General features: G+C 39.7%; 17 protein-coding genes. 3 read left to right on the top strand and 14 right to left on the bottom strand.

Annotation, left to right across the window (positions count from 1 at the left end):
* Positions 1-184: 184 nt before the first annotated feature.
* The 6 genes from Q3A68_RS15365 to Q3A68_RS15340 all read right to left on the bottom strand — a co-directional run bounded on the left by Q3A68_RS15365 (position 185) and on the right by Q3A68_RS15340 (position 9008).
* Positions 185-754: a RusA family crossover junction endodeoxyribonuclease gene (locus Q3A68_RS15365; protein ID WP_302901993.1), complete on the bottom strand. Its 570-nt coding sequence runs from the start codon at positions 752-754 to the stop codon at positions 185-187.
* A gap of 95 nt (positions 755-849) precedes the next feature.
* Positions 850-2520: a hypothetical protein gene (locus Q3A68_RS15360; protein ID WP_302901992.1), complete on the bottom strand. Its 1671-nt coding sequence runs from the start codon at positions 2518-2520 to the stop codon at positions 850-852.
* Between the two features lies 1 nt (position 2521).
* Positions 2522-2908, bottom strand: coding sequence for a very short patch repair endonuclease (locus Q3A68_RS15355; protein WP_302901991.1), 387 nt, complete (start codon positions 2906-2908; stop codon positions 2522-2524).
* A gap of 35 nt (positions 2909-2943) precedes the next feature.
* The gene (locus Q3A68_RS15350) at positions 2944-4098 is read right to left on the bottom strand and encodes a DNA cytosine methyltransferase (protein ID WP_302901990.1); all 1155 of its coding nucleotides are present in this window, start codon (positions 4096-4098) and stop codon (positions 2944-2946) included.
* Complete coding sequence (locus tag Q3A68_RS15345; protein ID WP_302901989.1) at positions 4082-6367, bottom strand: hypothetical protein; 2286 nt, start codon at positions 6365-6367, stop codon at positions 4082-4084. The genes Q3A68_RS15350 and Q3A68_RS15345 overlap by 17 nt, the downstream gene beginning before the upstream one ends.
* Positions 6360-9008 carry an ATP-binding protein gene (locus tag Q3A68_RS15340; protein ID WP_302901988.1) on the bottom strand — a complete coding sequence of 883 codons (2649 nt, stop codon included), beginning with the start codon at positions 9006-9008 and terminating at the stop codon, positions 6360-6362. Before Q3A68_RS15340 ends, Q3A68_RS15345 begins: the two co-directional genes overlap by 8 nt.
* A gap of 304 nt (positions 9009-9312) precedes the next feature.
* On the opposite strand from Q3A68_RS15340, the gene Q3A68_RS15335 reads away from it, so the two are divergent.
* Entirely contained in the window at positions 9313-10374 is a 1062-nt protein-coding gene (locus Q3A68_RS15335; protein ID WP_302901987.1) for an HNH endonuclease signature motif containing protein, read from the top strand.
* Between the two features lies 1 nt (position 10375).
* Here the strand turns inward: Q3A68_RS15335 and Q3A68_RS15330 are convergent, their stop codons facing one another.
* The 7 genes from Q3A68_RS15330 to Q3A68_RS15300 all read right to left on the bottom strand — a co-directional run bounded on the left by Q3A68_RS15330 (position 10376) and on the right by Q3A68_RS15300 (position 13822).
* Positions 10376-11200 (bottom strand): hypothetical protein, encoded by an 825-nt coding sequence (locus Q3A68_RS15330; RefSeq protein ID WP_302901986.1) that lies wholly within the window; start codon positions 11198-11200, stop codon positions 10376-10378.
* 107 nt (positions 11201-11307) lie between these two features.
* Positions 11308-11577 carry a hypothetical protein gene (locus tag Q3A68_RS15325; RefSeq protein ID WP_302901985.1) on the bottom strand — a complete coding sequence of 90 codons (270 nt, stop codon included), beginning with the start codon at positions 11575-11577 and terminating at the stop codon, positions 11308-11310.
* Positions 11578-11646: 69 nt separating this feature from the next.
* A complete protein-coding gene (locus Q3A68_RS15320; RefSeq protein WP_302901984.1) occupies positions 11647-11799 on the bottom strand; it encodes a hypothetical protein in 153 nt (50 codons plus the stop codon).
* Positions 11800-11804: 5 nt separating this feature from the next.
* Entirely contained in the window at positions 11805-12869 is a 1065-nt protein-coding gene (locus Q3A68_RS15315) for a DUF932 domain-containing protein (protein WP_302901983.1), read from the bottom strand.
* Between the two features lie 12 nt (positions 12870-12881).
* On the bottom strand, positions 12882-13052 hold the full coding sequence (locus Q3A68_RS15310; protein ID WP_302901982.1) for a hypothetical protein: 171 nt from the start codon (positions 13050-13052) through the stop codon (positions 12882-12884).
* A 2-nt stretch (positions 13053-13054) separates the two neighbouring features.
* Entirely contained in the window at positions 13055-13183 is a 129-nt protein-coding gene (locus Q3A68_RS15305) for a hypothetical protein (RefSeq protein WP_302901981.1), read from the bottom strand.
* A 63-nt stretch (positions 13184-13246) separates the two neighbouring features.
* The gene (locus tag Q3A68_RS15300; protein ID WP_302901980.1) at positions 13247-13822 is read right to left on the bottom strand and encodes a hypothetical protein; all 576 of its coding nucleotides are present in this window, start codon (positions 13820-13822) and stop codon (positions 13247-13249) included.
* Positions 13823-14530: 708 nt separating this feature from the next.
* On the opposite strand from Q3A68_RS15300, the gene Q3A68_RS15295 reads away from it, so the two are divergent.
* Entirely contained in the window at positions 14531-14977 is a 447-nt protein-coding gene (locus tag Q3A68_RS15295; protein WP_302901979.1) for a hypothetical protein, read from the top strand.
* Between the two features lie 317 nt (positions 14978-15294).
* Here the strand turns inward: Q3A68_RS15295 and Q3A68_RS15290 are convergent, their stop codons facing one another.
* Positions 15295-15573: a helix-turn-helix domain-containing protein gene (locus Q3A68_RS15290; RefSeq protein ID WP_302901978.1), complete on the bottom strand. Its 279-nt coding sequence runs from the start codon at positions 15571-15573 to the stop codon at positions 15295-15297.
* Between the two features lie 380 nt (positions 15574-15953).
* On the opposite strand from Q3A68_RS15290, the gene Q3A68_RS15285 reads away from it, so the two are divergent.
* Positions 15954-16232 carry a hypothetical protein gene (locus tag Q3A68_RS15285; protein WP_302901977.1) on the top strand — a complete coding sequence of 93 codons (279 nt, stop codon included), beginning with the start codon at positions 15954-15956 and terminating at the stop codon, positions 16230-16232.
* The last annotated feature ends 32 nt before the right edge of the window (positions 16233-16264 follow it).

Below are 16264 nucleotides of genomic sequence, written 5' to 3'. Positions count from 1 at the left end.
TACTTATTCGATTTATTACCGGGATAAGCCCTCCTATTGTATTTAATCTATTTCAATAAATAATCGCCCTGGCATTAGTTTGTCAAAGAATTAGTTAGAACCATGGGTGACTGATAAAAATCGTTAATCAAAATTTCGATGTAAAGTATTTGTAAACGTTTAGCATTGGCAGTTCAATGTCGAATTACTTCGTCTTCATTTTATCTTTATCAATTTCCGCTTCGGCGACTTCGGCCGCCTCCTCTATGTAAAACAATTTAATATTTGCGAACCAGCCTTGTTCAGGTTTCTCGACTTTATTGACGGCAATCATTAATCCATTTATATTAAGTGGATGTGTATCCTTGATCGCAAGAAGCCGAACAACTTGGTTGTCATCTTCGAATACAACTCCTTTCATCGAGTCCAAAATTGTTTTCGATAAATTGTCGACGTCGACCTCGAAAAGCCTTTTCCGGTTGATGTCAAAGTTTAAAATTACTTCGACTGGCATCTTGTATGGCATTTCTTTGTCGACGTTTTCTTTCAGGAAACTCGATAGTTTTTTTTCGAATGCTTCAATTGCGGGTTTGTCAGGTTTCTTGATATAAAGATTATCAAAGATTTGTTCACTATCGCCGTCTTGAAGTATACCTTGCATTCCGATCAGCGGCTTGAACTTATCTTGTTTAGTTGGTATTGCCGGCCCGCCTAATAATGCGATAGCCCAATCTAATTTTGGATTCTTTTTAATAGTTACGATTTTGCTTGCCATCGTAGATATTTTAATTTGAGATTTGTTGCTGAATAATATCCTAAAGATATGATTTTGACGAACTAGCCAGCTCTAATCATCTATTTATAGAACATTTAAAGTTGCAACTCAAATGTTTGATGCATAACAGTATACGAAGGCATTTGTGGATACCCCTCTTCTTTCACACGATTTGACGGCAGTCCCATCTTTATTTGATGGTAAAGCTCTTTTACAGGGTCATTCAATCCTAGTTTGTAAAAATCATAACTTTCAATTAACTGAAACATGGTGGCCCAAGCAGCCCGTTCGTCAGGTTCAATACCTGTGAAATGAACCTGATTCCGGGTTATTACAAATAAATACACATTTTCGAATTCACCGGCTTCGTTAGTTAAATTGAATTTCAATTTGGTCATTATCTCTTTTTTAGGATAAGAAGTTGTCCATCTCTCGATTTTATCGATCCATTCTGATGCTTTAGGATATAAGTTACTGATCCTGCTTCTCCGCTCTTGTAATGACGCATAGAACATATCTTGCCATTTCAACTGAAAAATACCCAACGACCGCGTTTTCTTGTCGAAAACGACGCCATCAATATCAGTATGCAGTCCTGGCAATTTAATCTCAATCTCTTCAGATGTAGTCACAAACCGATTACCCTTAAAAAATCGATATATATCATCCCTGAAGCGTGCTTCGCGTTTATTTACGGCTTTAAAATAATCGTCCTCAAATCGTCTTTTTAGCTCCCTTTTTAAGAAATCTATGCCGCCTTCCCAGGCTCCAAAAAAGGTTCTTGTTAACTGGTTGGGGCCTGTCCTCACGTACGGCGCCAAAATATTGCCCTTGAAAAGTTCATGATAAGATATATTCCCGGTATCCAAGGTCAGGCACCCAAAAATCTGACTGGTCTCAGGCAATGATATCTTTAGGTACTGGGAAAAATCTAGTAATGTTTTGTCTTCATAAAAGCTATAAGGAAGGATATTAAAAAAGTCAACATTGCCGTTCTTGCGGACTGCAATTTTGCAATAATCGAAGTGTTTTAAAGCAACACCGCATACTTCTTCAAGAACTCGAAGATAAAGTTTGTATGGTATGCCTCCGAACACATCGTCGCCTCCGAAATCATCGAATGCAAGATTATTTGATAAGTGAAAATATCCTAATTGGGAATAGTAGCGATCAATATCAGGGGTGGTGCTATATTTAATGAACGTGTCATCAACGATTTGCAGCGTTCCCAACATTTGCTTTTCGATATTTTTGAATTTAACCGTATGACGTTGAAATGCATTCTGGTTTTTTAACTCTATTTGCCTGTTAACATACGCAATACTTTCCCTGTCATAATGTTCCTTTTCGACGATTTCATGAAGCGGCGTGACTTTGAATTTATTTTCGTCAGGCTCCGAAATCTCCACAATGCCTGCTTTCTCCGCTGTTATCCAGCGATCCACCAACTCCAAACTCCCGGTCTCTTTTAATAAATTTAGTGCCCAAATTTTCCCTTCCAACTTTGATGCAAAAGTCAACGGTTGTAAATTGGCCTGTAAGTTTTTTAAATAAAATGACAATGGCCGCATCCATCCCATGCGCACGCTTTCAAATAACTTTTGTTCCGCGAAACTGTCTTCGGATGAACCGCCCGCGATATATGCTGTCTCAATTTGCCGGATTATTTCAAGCAACTCCATATAGGCAGTCCGGGAACTCATAACAGCAAGAACTTCTTCAAACTCCTTATCAACAAGTGCCTTCAATTTTTCTGCCGGTGTCATCCTATTTGGTTTTGGTAATTTTATGCAAGAGCGCAGCCAAAAAAACTTGTGATCTTTGCTTTCCCTGAAGCTGACATTCCCAAACAACAAGCACTCGCCAACCGGCACCAGCCAACCGTTGCTGGTTGGCCGCATCCCTCTCGATATTCTTAGATAGTTTTTCTTTCCAGAAGTTTGTGTTGGAACTAGGTATACGGCCTTCATTGCAATCGGCATGATAATGCCAAAAGCACCCATGAACAAAAAGGGCTGTTTTATACTTGGGTAATACAATATCGGGCTTTCCGGGCAAATCTTTCCGGTGAAGTCTGAACCTTAATCCATTTGAATGCAACCAGGATCGTAAGAACAACTCTGGCTTTGTGTCCTTCGAACGAATCTTCGACATGACAATACTGCGTTTTTGTGGGCTCCATATGTCCATTATAATAAAGCCATGTAATTTTCTATTGTCCGTCGAATTTCTTTGGCAATCAATTCGGCTTTTTTAGTAGGCACTCCATTACTGATTAACTTGAACTTATCGGTCAAACTAATTTCGGGAGGAAGAATATATTGATCTGGAACGCTTTGAATGCGCAAGGCTTCCCTTACCGAAAGACGCCTGGCTTCGGTGGGATGTAAATGTACTTCATTGTTGCCATATGCTACCGTCGGACTATAACGGTACCTATGTAAACGTTTAAACGACTTTTTTGTAGTATCACCCTCGCTAATTCGTAAAAATTTGTCTGAGTACGGATTGAAATGTTCGTTTTGATTTGGAATAGAGGAATCCAGCCCATTAAATGCGGTATTAATAAATAATGGGGCATAACGTGCTGGAATTGACTTTATTTCATCCTCGTCTACACCAGAACCAAATTCCCATAACTTAGGCCAATTAATACTTTTCGCATTTACAAAAGTCTTAGTTGGCCATTTAAAAACAAGTTCATTTTGATGCCCTTCAAATGGTTCTGTTATGAATTTGTAACCTCCGTCAATCATTTTTTGAACAACATCTTTCCTGAAACCAACGAGTGCAAGCCTTGGCCGATCTTGTGGTATACCGTAATCCAGCGCGTTAATTATTTCGTACCAGAGCGTATAGTCCTTTTCCAATTCATTTTTCAGATTGAAAAATTCGTTTTGATGGGTTTTCGTTCGGTAAAGGCCGGCGACATTTTCAAAAAATATAAATAACGGATTAATTTGTTTCACAATATCCCTATAGGTGAAAATCAATTTGCCGCGTTTGCCTTCCGTACCAAGATTCTTTCCGCCAACACTGAAATCCTGACATGGCGGACCTCCAATAATGCCCGCAACCCCCCGGAAATCCGCAATAAGCTTATTTTGTACCGCCGAATCCGTTGCATCTAAAGGACTAGCGATATCAGCATGGTTAATTATTCCATTTTTGTAAACTTCCTTTTGTGATTTTTTTACATAGGCCTTTACGCCATGGTTGTATGCATTAACAAATGCCTCATGAAATTCCACTGCTGCATTTACCTGAAATCCTTGGTTCATAAAACCCAGATCGAGGAATCCGCCGCCGGAAAAAAGAGAAATGATATCAATCTTGTTCTTCAAGGTCTTTTCTAATTAAAATTCCGTTCACCAATTGCAGGTGCACTTTTTTTTCGTTCACCGTCACCCCTTTTTTTAGCTGCTCGAGCGATAACGGGTTTGCTGGATGGCCAGCCTCGTTCAAAAAATTTTGATCGATATCCTCGCCGTCGACCCGGAATAGCGGGTCGTTTACTGGTTTGTTTTCATTAAAAAGGGTCTTGTAACTATAAACGGACTTACCCTGATATAAATTTTTATGGATATAATATTTTAGGTCCAAATTGTAAGATCCATCCTCATTTTTGGTTAAATCATACATATGGGAACCAGTGGAGATAGTTTCAGTACCATACAGATTTAACAATGGCCTAAAGCCTTCTGGCAATAACGAAATTAATTCGTCCGTTTTGAAGTAATAGTTTCCCTTTGAAAACCAAAGATTTGCGTTTTCAATAACTTGCAATGGGTTATGGTCCGGCAAAAACGAGCAGGTAAGTTTTACAGTCGAAGCGTATTCGGGAGAATTGTCAATTAGGTTTAAATCGATACGCCCTTTATTGTTCAAAAAATTGTTGTAAACAGAATCAAAATACCGACCCTTAAGCCTAGCGATGCGTTTAAAACCTAGATTAACCGTGTCGCCCGCAGCAGCAAAATTGAGGGTTGAAAACCTGACATCGCTATTAATCAGGGCCGTCAAATCTGTTTGTGCTGCATCTTTTACAGACTTAAGTAAAATATATTTGTCTTGAAGAATCAAATAATATTGAGATAGATGTTCAGGCATAATTTTGAGAGCATCAATTTGTTTGCTTTTATCAATAGATAGCCTGGCTTCGCCTTTTTCGTTGAACATCACAGTATCCAACGCAGCCAACTCGGCAAATTCTGTAGTATCGGTTGAAACGTCTATAACAATATTAGTATATGTTCCATCTTCCATTGGGAAATTTTGAATTGTTATAGATTTTCTGCCATCATCGACAGTAATACTATATTTTTCATCATCACCTGGTATTTCGATAAAACTTAATTTTAAAAGCTCGCCTAATTTTGCTTTCCGTGTATTAGTACTCCTTAAAGAAATATCGCATAACTGACCCATTAAAATATAATGTTCGGTGCCAATTTGAAAAATATCCCCTGGAGTTACCGGCTGGAATTTTTGATTAACGTTTTTGTCGAATAGTTCGAACGAATTAAGTTCTTTTAGCTCCGGTCCTATTTTCCCAATGTGCGGGTGGTCTTCGAGATGCTGGTTATCAAAAAAATTGATTATACCTGCAATAAGGGGTAATGAGACAAGTTCTACTTGTTCAAGTTGATATTGTTGGGCCAAATTAAACCAATATTTTATAGCCTCAAAACCAGGAATACCTTCGCGAATAGAGTGTTGCAGAACGTATTTAATATTTTTTTGGTTTTTTAATACCATCTCACGTGCATTTGCAGCACTTCGCTGACATTGCAACATCAAAATATTGAAAACCTGTGCGTATGCAGACCGGGCTAAGGTTCTGCTTATAACGTCCAACTTCTCAGCTGAGGTTTTTCCTACCTCTTGGATGAAATAGTCAGTAAACTCTGTTGGTATGAGTTCTACAGGTGAACTTGTATAAAGGCAACATATAATTTTCTTATCACGCTTTTCGTTTTCAGGAACTACCTGGTTGATAATAAAATTCCGGCCTTCCTCGTCAGCTCCTCCTGTACCCAATTTCTTATCTACAATGGCCAAGCAAAATTCACTTCCTGTCCGCTGAGAAGCTTCATCTAGTTCTAAAAAAAATGTTTCAATAGCATGCGCTGGCGGATCTCCTTTGTAAAACAGAATTTCACTTTCCTCTACTTGGTGGATTTCGCTAATAATCTCATTATAGTCGGCTTCTTCGATGCTGAAGAGCCCATATTTCATAAGCGCCGATTTCACCTCGTCGCTCTCATCGGCCGCTATCAGCTTACCTAGGCAACTCATAACCTCATCTTCGTTTAAATCGGTTATACCACAATCTTTTGTGATATAATGCTTGAAGAAGTTTTCCGCCCCCTTAGCTTCTATTTCCGGCTTTCTAGCGGACTGCTCAAATGCCACATAGAATTTTTGAAGCAAGTCAGCGCAATCTTTATGTCCTAAATCGCAGAGCGTTGAACATATTTTTGCCCGGTTGCATCTTTTAAGGGAAAACTTGCCAAGAATTATCCCTGGATCGGTCTCATATTGCAATGCATTCTCAATAATGACTACAGTAAAAGCTCTTAACGCTCGCATCAGCACGGGAAGTCTACTCATCGTCTTCCTCCAAACTATTTTTCATGCGAATTTCAAAAATGTAACGGTTACCATGATCATTTAGCGCATCGAGTAATTCAATTTCTCCACCAAATGATTTCAAGAATTGCCGTACTATGTAAAGCCCCATCCCCCGGCCGTTTTCTTTTCCCGATTCCATTTCATTAAATAAAGTATGCTGATATTTTTCAAAAACGCCCGTCCCTGTATCAAAATACTGCACAGTGTTTGCATTCACAGTTCTGATAACTATTTCATCCTTTTCAGCTCTTGCGTAGGTTGAATTGGTTTTTGCGAGATTTTGCCGGCGATCTATCCAATAAATGGAATTGTCAATCAGGTTATAGAACACGTGCATTAACGATCCCTTCGGCACTTCCCATAAGTTGGTTACCGAAGAAATGTCAACGTCTATTTTGTGTTTCACTAAACGGAATTTGAACCTTTCAAAAATCGCTTTCAATTCATCTGCAAGGTTCACAGGCACAAAGTCTTCACTATTACCCTTATAAATAAATGTACGTTCGAGAAAAGAATAAAATTTATCCAGGTCCCCCATTCTCGAATACAGATGTTTGAATTTTTTTTGAACGGGGATAAGATGGTCGTTGTTAAGATCATACAGCCTATTATCAAGTAAGTACTGCTGCAATGCCTTTAAATGGGTGTCGTATTTTTCCTCCTCGTCTTCCGAATAAGTCAAAAGTGAATGTAACTCATGCGTGATAACTTCGGTTACCAAACCATTAGCCATCAATTTATAGTTATTGTATGCCTCCGTTTTAATTCTTATTTGCTGTTGTTTGGCAACTTCCAATAAGGTATTTGCACTTAGGAAGGAGCGGTTTGTATCGGCAATATTTTGTTCAAAATCCAGCGCTATTGGCTCTAGTTCTAAAAATACTTTCCTGACCGCATTTATTTTCGTCTCGTTATCCAAATCAATATTTCCTTTAATCGATGTGATAGCGGCATTTATGGCTTGCATATTACGTTTGGCAGCCTCTACAATAAGTCTTGATTTATTTACTTCGTCTTCTATCTCTTCGGTGTTATTTTCAGGAATAAGGTCTTCATTTTCGAGAATGAATTTGGTTATCTCAACTGCCCTTTTTATGAAGCCAGGTGAAAAAATCTCTATAATTTCGCTTAATGCAATCTGTAATGAGTGCACGTAGACGTTATCATTTAAATCCTCACGGGAACTTGTCTCATAAATATATTCTTGCTTTTTATCGTTTATCTTGATAAAACCTATCACGTTGCCAAGTTCAAAACGATAAAATTGCTGGCCAGTGGTCCGTTTTTGTTGAAGCTTTAACCAGTCGTTGTCCTTGTTGCCTATCGTACCGATGCGGAAAGAATTCCTGTAAAGCTTGATACCATTATTTGTTGAAAGATACGAGCTGAAATCTGTTTTTATACCATCGGAGTTTTTATCAATGAAATGATTGTCAATTGCGGAAGCTATTGCCATGGAGATAAGTGATTTATCCCGTTTAAACGAATATATCCTGCCTTCAATTGGAGATAATTTTAATAGGGCCGGGATAAATTCGTCCGTTAAATTGCTATTGTATTTTTTGTTCCATTTATTAAAAACGCTTGACAGAGTAAAAATTTCCTTAAGACTTTTGTCATAGTAATCCTTGTATTTTTCCAGGAGGGTAGCGTAGAATTCGTGCGGCTGCTTCCAGTCCTGATACAACACCTTCCCTAACTCTGCGAAATGTATCCGTTCTAAGAACCAAGGTTTTATTTGCATTGTCAAGGTGATCTCAAGGTCGTCTGGATTGCCTTCCTCATCATAGAGGATTCGGGAGTCCATCAAATGAATAGATTCGGCTATATTTATTGCACCTTGATTGAATTCGAATATTATTGGGCGGTTGTTGTACGAGAGGTTAAGAGTCAGAACACTTTTATTGCTTTCAAAAGGAGAATAAAGGAACCCAAGTGCAGCGTGCAATTCGTCGTTAACAAATAATTTCTTACCTAAACTTTTAACCGGATTATTAAAAATATCGAAATCATACGTCTCTTTTTCTTCAAAAAATTTGTTGAATATCAGCGGTCTTTTAGCGCTACCGAGTAACCACAACCTGGTATAAGAATTTTTCAGCGGGCTCTCAATCTTAAATTCCGGGGCCTCAGCTTCCTTTGATTTAAAAAAATCATCCCACTCAACTTGTACGATATTAATCTCGTTAGAACCCTCTATCTTTGTTTCAACCAACAGGACTGGACTTATCCTTTGAGCCGCCAATCTGCCGATCCCTTTATCACCTAAGATTATAGGGTCACTTTCCCCCGCTTTTACTTTTTCGTCAACTTTTAATGTACTACCGACTTCAAAAAAACCTTCAGTGAGAGTATTATAGTCCATGCCTTTACCATTGTCTTCGAGGACAATAATTCCAAAGGGTTTAATATTATTTAATAAGTCGAATATTTTTTGAGGGATGGGTTGCAGTCCCTTTGTGTTGATTAACAGACTAATCGAGGATAAAAACTGAATGTTTACAACAGTTGCTTTGGCGTCGTAGGAATTTTTGATTAATTCAGTTATTGCAACTTCATCCGAGGTTATCAGTTCATAACCTAGATGTTTAATTATGCGTGCATTATAACTGAATTTCATTTGCGATAAGGGTTTGTCAAATCTATAATTTTATTTCAGGTTTTATAAATATATATCTATTGGGTTGCTAATACTTCCTAATTACAGCCGAACGGGAAACCAAGGTTTTACCTATACAAAATTATCAAATAATTTCGCTATTACTAATGAGGTAAATTGCCGTCAACATATGGTAAACGGTGCTCACCGCCGGGTTTTCCGGGTATGATCTAAAAGCTTATTTGGTAAGGGAATTGACCAGTAAGTCAGCTGCTTCGGTCCAATAATAAGATAAATACATTATTTTCGGTAAATATCTCGAACAATGCCAACTGCAAATTCTGTATTCAAAAAAATTATTTTTGACGCGATTAACGACTCCAATTGTGAACCAGTCCTCATAGACAGATTTTATGAACTTGCTGACGCAAACTTGCAATTTGACCGACATGACCTGGCGTCCACAATATTACGCAATGAAGAAACCGGTGAACCAGCTTGGAAGCGTAATCTCAGGAACTGTTTACAAGGTTTGAAAAACAGAGGGCAAATCGTCAATTCGTCTCCTTCATTCTGGCGGCAACCAACGCCAAACCAGGAAACTTTTATTGAACCAGAATCAGCATGGCGAACTATTAGGGACGCTGCAAAAAAAGCCTACAATGACCAGTCTACCTGGAATTCACCGGTCAACAACCAAGCTTATCGAGTTGAAGGATTTGAAGACAAAAAAATACTCATTTTCCGACACAGGGCGTCGACTATTGAAAAACTTTCACAATCGGATGTTCTACGGTCGTTCATTTCACTCAATGCAGCAGGTGGAATATTAGGGAGGCGCGCCATGATAAACGTGGTGGCTAAGGAATCGTCTATTGTGCATTTGCACCCGAATTTGTCTTGGGATGCAAATTTTGAAAGGATTATTGTTAAAAGACAGGGGAATGAAGAAAAGCTTGCCGTTATTAAAGAAATAGCAGAAGCACAAAACGACGATCCAGCATACCAGCCATATGCACGTAAAATTCGTAAAGGTCAAGCGGCGTTACGTCGTAAACTGTTAAGCGTGTATTCAAATCAATGTTGTATAAGTATGACCGGGCCGGAGAATGTATTACAAGCTGCCCACATAGAGCCGCATTTTAAAAAAGGAAACAATCATTCAACTAACGCATTGTTACTCCGTTCCGATATACATGATTTGTTTGACGACGGGTTAGTCCTGATTGAACCATTCACTTTAAAAGTTGTCATTCATCCATGCCTTGCCGGAACAGTTTACCAAGAGCTAGCGGGAAGGCATTTACTAACGCGTGCCGACAGTAAACAACCTGACAACGAAAAATTAAAAGAACGATGGCAAACGTACTATTGGGAAACCAAATAAATCAGCTATTGGATTCACGCCGGCGCTGTTCTTCTAATTGGAGTAAATATTGCCAGAAATCTTCTCCCATTTCGGATGGGTCGGTTATAAAAATTTGCGGAACCAGGATTGGTACCCGCATGGTCAACTGATCTACCTGTTGCCGTAAATCCAACAACCAATTCACTCTTGTACGGAATTCCCGACTGTAATCGATTAACGCATCCAGGGCATTATCGGCTGCAAGCATTTTAATATATATTTTTAAATCCCTATCAACATCACTATCGTTAGATTTAAGCTGAAAGAGTTTTTCGTTTGTACTACGATCCGGCCTGTTTAAATAAGAAACAGTGTAAGGATTGCCATGCTTTATACTGCATAGAAATGTATATTGGAGATAGAATATCCTGGCCTCATGTGCCCTGATAGCAGTTCCTGTTCTAGCCCTTTCATTTTTGATCACCTCGTTAACCATGTCCCAAACCGTCCATGGTGTTTTTTTAGCCTTTTCATGCTCAGTATGAATCTGCGCATTCTTTTCCGGTTCTAGTAATATTTTCCGGAAAGTCAAAGCACGTTCCCACGCAGAAGCCGCTAAAATACCGCCGCTTTCAACAAATCCTTGCGCTATAAGATAACGGACGCCGTGCAAAAGTTCGACGATTGAGCTTAAATAAATACCACAGGTACCTAGAGTTTTATTTTTAATCTCGGTCATATCCGTTAGATCAGTAAAGGATATGGCATTTTCAAATTCTTTGAGAATAATATCATACACAGTGTCATATAATACTTTATTCTGCTCATTCACAAGCAATTCAAGATCCTTATTAGTTAATTCCATAAGACAAAATAAAGAAGTTCCTGCGCAACCTATTTGCGCAGTGTGTTTTAAGCGAAAAGTATTTTAAACCGAAAAATCCTGCGTGCGCAGGATTTTTCGGGGAGGTTTTAAGCCTTGTTCCACGAGGCAACGTAATCCTCTAAATCTTCGCCTATTACTGTAAGGTTATTTATAGGAATTCTTTTTCGCTCAGCTTTTGAAGGGTCTTTTACGTTTCGCTGTAAATCATTCAGACTTACGGCTTCTATAGTTACTCCGTCAGTAATTAAATCAGGATCACCTGTTAAAATATAAACGTCACCTTCCCGCTCATTTTCAAGCGGAATGAGAGTTTTACAAATCTGCCCTGACTGTGTAGGAATTATTATATTTTCCATATTCAAATTTATAAATAATAGTTGTACCAAATAATTTAAAAAAAGGGGCTTACACCCCTCCTATTGCATTCAATCTATTTCGACGACCAATCCGCCCTGGCATTCATCCGCTTCGTCCTGCGCTTCCTCAAGCGTATCGAATACTAAATTATTGCCCTCTTCGTCGGTAACAATGATGGCATATTCCGCGCCACCAAACGTTTCAATTACGATATAGCTCATAGCGATTAATTTAAAATACGTGTCCCCTCCTTTTCAAATAGTTTGCACAGGTTAAATGCCGACTGCGTTTTATTAAAGCCATTGCCAAACAGGATGGATTTTAGTTTAGCCTCGTCGTTCTTGTATTGCATCACATTTTGAAAATAGCCGGTTATGGTATTGTACGCGCCAAACAATGTGCCTTTAGTAGTTGGCATTTGCTGCGTTTCGTTGGTAAAACCATATTCGCAAACCCGCTCTACGGTATTTAAAAAGCGGCTGGAATACTCGTCTAAATTTTCATCATCCAATACCTTCTGCAATACCTCTTTACTTGGCGCCATTGCCTGCTGTACCAGTTTCAGCAATTCCTTATCAGTAATACGCACCTGCGCCCACTTGTTAAAAATGCCGTTTAGCTGTTCGGTCATGGTGTTGGTTATGCCCATGACTTGGTGCGCCTGTAATAAGCGCTCCTTTACGCTTTGCGTGTGGCGTATCTTTACGGAGTTGGTCATATTGCCCAAAGCAGCGTGTAAAGTATTGTTACATACAATGCGTATAGGCGTAAACGCGGCGGTAATACTGCCGTAACCGTCATGTGAGGTAGTAAGGAAAAGATATTTTTCGATCAGGTCGTCTTTACCTACCCGGATATAGCCCGGCAGTTTGGCGGTAATAAAAATACGCTCGCCGTTACCCAATGCCCCGGCGGTCTCATATAAAATGCCGTCCCCACCCCCTACGATTGCATCGAAAAAAGTAAAGGCATCCCGGTTTTGTACAACCTCGTAATCGTTACCGACTACCCCTAAAACCCTGTCTGTATCTGCCCTAACCGTTGCAAAGTAATTCGGTACGAATATTTCAGGAATGATAATATCGGTGTCCGGGTTTCCGATATGGTTTTCCGTATCGTAGGTAAATAAAGGGCGTTTCTCGACAATATAATCCAAACCCGCAAATTGTATCGCCTCTGCGCTTGTCGGGTAACGGTCAATTACTTGACCTAAGTTGTGCCATGCCTTTTCTTTGGTACTGAAAAAGCTATGTTTCTGTGTTTTTTCGTTAAAATTTATTTGATGTGCCATGATGTTAAAATTTTAGTGTGTCCTTGTGTTTAGTTGCATGATCTCGTGTTTAAGCACTTTGACATTTTTGGTGCTGCTGATTTGCATTTCCGTTTTAGATTGCAATTCAGCAATCGCATCGTGAATGTGCTTGTAAGAAGTTCTGACTGTAACCTTTACCAGTAAATAGATTTTGTCTTCCATAATTAAAGGCAATAAGCGTTAAGGAATTCGTTAAACTCAAACTGGAATTCTGCCGGATTATCCTGTGCCAATTGCTCTGCGTAGCCTTCCCAAAAAATTTGGTTCATCAGCTCGATAAATATTTCGTACATCTTATTTCTTATTTTTTGGTGAAACATAAAAAATGCCCCCGCGCACGGCAGGGGCATAATTCTTTAGGCTTGCGGGAAATTGATGGTAGCTTCGATTTCCTCCAGTTTGGCGTTGCAGGCATCAAAGATGTACTGTGTAACCATGCGGATTAAATTCGGGGTGTTGGTCACAAATTCACGGTTTTTGTCATCCATGATAATCAGTTTACAGCCCTGGTACGGGCTGGCTTCGAGTTCGTCCTGTTCCTCAATCAGTTTCACCTCGAAGGCTTCCAAAGTTTTGATACGCCCGATAAGCGCCAAACGCTGCAAGCTTTTCCGGTGCAGGTCGTCAACCGCTTTTAATTTTGCGTCCAACGACAACACGGATTCAACCTCCACTTTTGGCTCCTCCTTTACTTCGGCTGCTGCGGGCTGTTCAGCGTTTGCGCGTTGGTTATCCACTGTAACGGCACCACCGGCCGTAGCCGCTGCGGGAGTTGCCGCCCCGGTTTCCTCACCTTTGGCAGGCTCATTTTTTGTGCTTTCATCTTTTGCTTCTTTGCCTGTCAGGCTTGGGCGGATTTGGGTTTTAACTGAACTGTTGTTTTTTGCATTTGCACCTTGTGCGGTTTTTGCATTTTTTTCTGCGGTTTGCATTTTCAAAAAAATTAAAGAGTTAAAAAATTTTGTTAATTCCTTTTCTCTTTCGTCCCTGTCCCCTGAGAGCTTTTTTTCAAAGAAAAAGGAAAAAAAGAAAGCCCAATTCAGTGTGTCCGTAAAGGCGCGGGAGAGCTATAAGTCCCGCAGGGTGGTTTGACGGAAACCGCAGGCGTCAAACCATTATGCGCTCGTACGCGCCGGGGACACAACCTTTGCGGCTCTTTTTTTCGTTTTTTGAAAAAAGCTTATCATCGGATTTTGTATCAGCAAATCATGGATACAAGCAAGTGCCCGCTGACAGGACGCTGTACGTGTTTGCCTGTGAGTGAAACGGAACGGGAAACCGGGAGGCGGAATGGCGCCGGGCTGTTGCTGCGCGGCCCGGAAACGGGGTGAGGAATGAAGCCCGGCGGGAATGACGAACCTTATTTCCGGGCAAGGCTGAAGTAGCGATTGCAGCGGCATCCTTTTAAAAAAAGATACAGCGGAAAGCGCGGGCCACGGTGTAACCAGGGCACTTCCAGGAAAATTTTTGGAATTTAAATTTTATGATTATAATTGTGTGTGCTTGTTGGCAAGCCGGCCCGTTCGTGCAAAGATTTCATCAGCCAATAGTTAATAATGCAAACCTTTCAGGCTTATTATCTAACCAATTTACGAACGTCAGATTACAGATAATAAACCTGATACAAAAAGGTATGTATTATGGAACCTATCGATTATTTCAAACTCCAGGCGAAAAATCTTTTTAAAGATTACAAAACGCAAACCCCGCCAACCAGCGAAGACGACTATTATGAATACCATCCGACTTATTTTGATATACTTGGTATTTTTTTAGCGTTCACCGATCTTGACGAAGAAAACTTTACGCTGATGAAAGCGCAGCATGTTATCGCCCAGCTTGCCGGCTTTTACAAATGGACGGATATGCTGAAAGCCAGCACTGCCGAACTCGAACTCGGAAAACTATTATTTGATAACCAGGACAAACTCAGCATCGACGATTGGGAGATTTATTTAAATATCGGTGAATCAGACTATAATATCACTTATACTCCTGAACAAAGGCTCGAAATCTTTAAGGTTGTTTTTCTCAATGGTGACGGTTATGGAGATTCTGCCCAGGATTTTCGTTTACCTCGAACATAGAACAAGCAAAATCATTGAATTTGGCAATCAAGGCGATAGCACATTTCTGTTTTTGAATAGGAAATTATTCGCCCTATGAAAAGTATTTTGTTCACAGTATCATCGATAGGGTTAGAAAATATAGCGTGGCCCTGGCGTGACGACAATCGGGTGATAGTCAAATTTTTACAGATATATACAAGAATACCGAGCCTGATATTAATTTCAACCTTTTGAGTTTACCGGAATTAGAATGATATGCGAATAGAGATCGCAGAGACATCCTGCGCGGCAGATATAGTGGAGAGCCCGAGCCGCAGGCATCGCACAACTAAATGTTACTTCCCCTTTCTGTCTTTTCTTAGCGGAGGATATTTTGGAATGTCAAAATCAAAATCTAATAATTCCTGAGGGTGTACCTCCAAAGCTTTTGCTATGGCAGCAATATTGCTAATGGATGTATTACTTATCCCTCTTTCTATATTACCAATTTGTTTTAAGTTGAAACCAGTTCGATCAACTAAATCTTCTTGAACAATGCCCTTACTTTTTCGGATTTCTATAATCCTCTTACGAATTTTATCTATAAAATCTTGATCTCTATATTGGCTGCCCATGCCTTCAAAGAGATAGTGAATTTTCGTTAAAAATTACGTAAAATTTTACGTATTGTAATTATATATAATTACATTTGAGAATGATATAAATGTATAAAGTGAAATAAATAGGCGGATTAAATCGCTAATGTTATTTTTGCGAATCTTCACTAAAAAAAATTGAAGCATTCGCTTTGAGTCTTGCTCTGGAAAATTTGCACTTTCAAATGAGCCCAAGATGAGAAGCCGGAATGCCCATACTACAGGTATGGGTATCCCTTCTTGTTGGTGCTATAGGGCGTGCAAACCCTTCCAGAGCGATAAGTTGGGACCCATGCCTGTAGTATTCACAGACCATCCCCTTCCGCGGACTCCTTACTGATGACAAAAAACTCATTGTAATGGATGACTTAAAGCCAAATAGAAGCACACCTGATTTCGGTACCCTTACCGGGATAATGGAACGTTTTGCTCAGATCCCATACGAGCAGTTCCAGCAGGAACTTCATGACTGGTTTTACACTTCGCTTTCGGAAAAAGGGATCGATCTTCAACAATTACAGGATAAGGGGTTTGCCAACTTACCCGAACTGGTAAGCTTTATTTATCACGATGCTGAACTAAAGCTATTGTTGAACGACCAATCCCCATCCGATGAGCGTAATGACAATCAAGTTTAAAGTTTGGCTGGTAGTCATTTGCCCTCCTGAGT

Source organism: Mucilaginibacter tolerans (assembly GCF_030519375.1).
Taxonomy (GTDB): Bacteria; Bacteroidota; Bacteroidia; order Sphingobacteriales; family Sphingobacteriaceae; genus Mucilaginibacter.
The sequence above is the reverse complement of the archived record's forward strand: the minus strand, read 5'-3'. Positions and strand labels throughout refer to the sequence as shown.

What these genes read in the sequence shown, in the direction of transcription:
- Q3A68_RS15295 (WP_302901979.1), top strand. Translation starts at nt 14,531, where the DNA reads ATGGAACCTATCGATTATTTCAAACTCCAGGCGAAAAATCTTTTTAAA.
- Q3A68_RS15340 (WP_302901988.1), bottom strand. Translation starts at nt 9,008, where the DNA reads ATGAAATTCAGTTATAATGCACGCATAATTAAACATCTAGGTTATGAA.
- Q3A68_RS15305 (WP_302901981.1), bottom strand. Translation starts at nt 13,183, where the DNA reads ATGTACGAAATATTTATCGAGCTGATGAACCAAATTTTTTGGGAAGGC.
- Q3A68_RS15315 (WP_302901983.1), bottom strand. Translation starts at nt 12,869, where the DNA reads ATGGCACATCAAATAAATTTTAACGAAAAAACACAGAAACATAGCTTT.
- Q3A68_RS15355 (WP_302901991.1), bottom strand. Translation starts at nt 2,908, where the DNA reads ATGTCGAAGATTCGTTCGAAGGACACAAAGCCAGAGTTGTTCTTACGA.
- Q3A68_RS15310 (WP_302901982.1), bottom strand. Translation starts at nt 13,052, where the DNA reads ATGGAAGACAAAATCTATTTACTGGTAAAGGTTACAGTCAGAACTTCT.
- Q3A68_RS15335 (WP_302901987.1), top strand. Translation starts at nt 9,313, where the DNA reads ATGCCAACTGCAAATTCTGTATTCAAAAAAATTATTTTTGACGCGATT.
- Q3A68_RS15345 (WP_302901989.1), bottom strand. Translation starts at nt 6,367, where the DNA reads ATGAGTAGACTTCCCGTGCTGATGCGAGCGTTAAGAGCTTTTACTGTA.
- Q3A68_RS15320 (WP_302901984.1), bottom strand. Translation starts at nt 11,799, where the DNA reads ATGAGCTATATCGTAATTGAAACGTTTGGTGGCGCGGAATATGCCATC.
- Q3A68_RS15325 (WP_302901985.1), bottom strand. Translation starts at nt 11,577, where the DNA reads ATGGAAAATATAATAATTCCTACACAGTCAGGGCAGATTTGTAAAACT.
- Q3A68_RS15290 (WP_302901978.1), bottom strand. Translation starts at nt 15,573, where the DNA reads ATGGGCAGCCAATATAGAGATCAAGATTTTATAGATAAAATTCGTAAG.
- Q3A68_RS15330 (WP_302901986.1), bottom strand. Translation starts at nt 11,200, where the DNA reads ATGGAATTAACTAATAAGGATCTTGAATTGCTTGTGAATGAGCAGAAT.
- Q3A68_RS15360 (WP_302901992.1), bottom strand. Translation starts at nt 2,520, where the DNA reads ATGACACCGGCAGAAAAATTGAAGGCACTTGTTGATAAGGAGTTTGAA.
- Q3A68_RS15365 (WP_302901993.1), bottom strand. Translation starts at nt 754, where the DNA reads ATGGCAAGCAAAATCGTAACTATTAAAAAGAATCCAAAATTAGATTGG.
- Q3A68_RS15300 (WP_302901980.1), bottom strand. Translation starts at nt 13,822, where the DNA reads ATGCAAACCGCAGAAAAAAATGCAAAAACCGCACAAGGTGCAAATGCA.
- Q3A68_RS15285 (WP_302901977.1), top strand. Translation starts at nt 15,954, where the DNA reads ATGGATGACTTAAAGCCAAATAGAAGCACACCTGATTTCGGTACCCTT.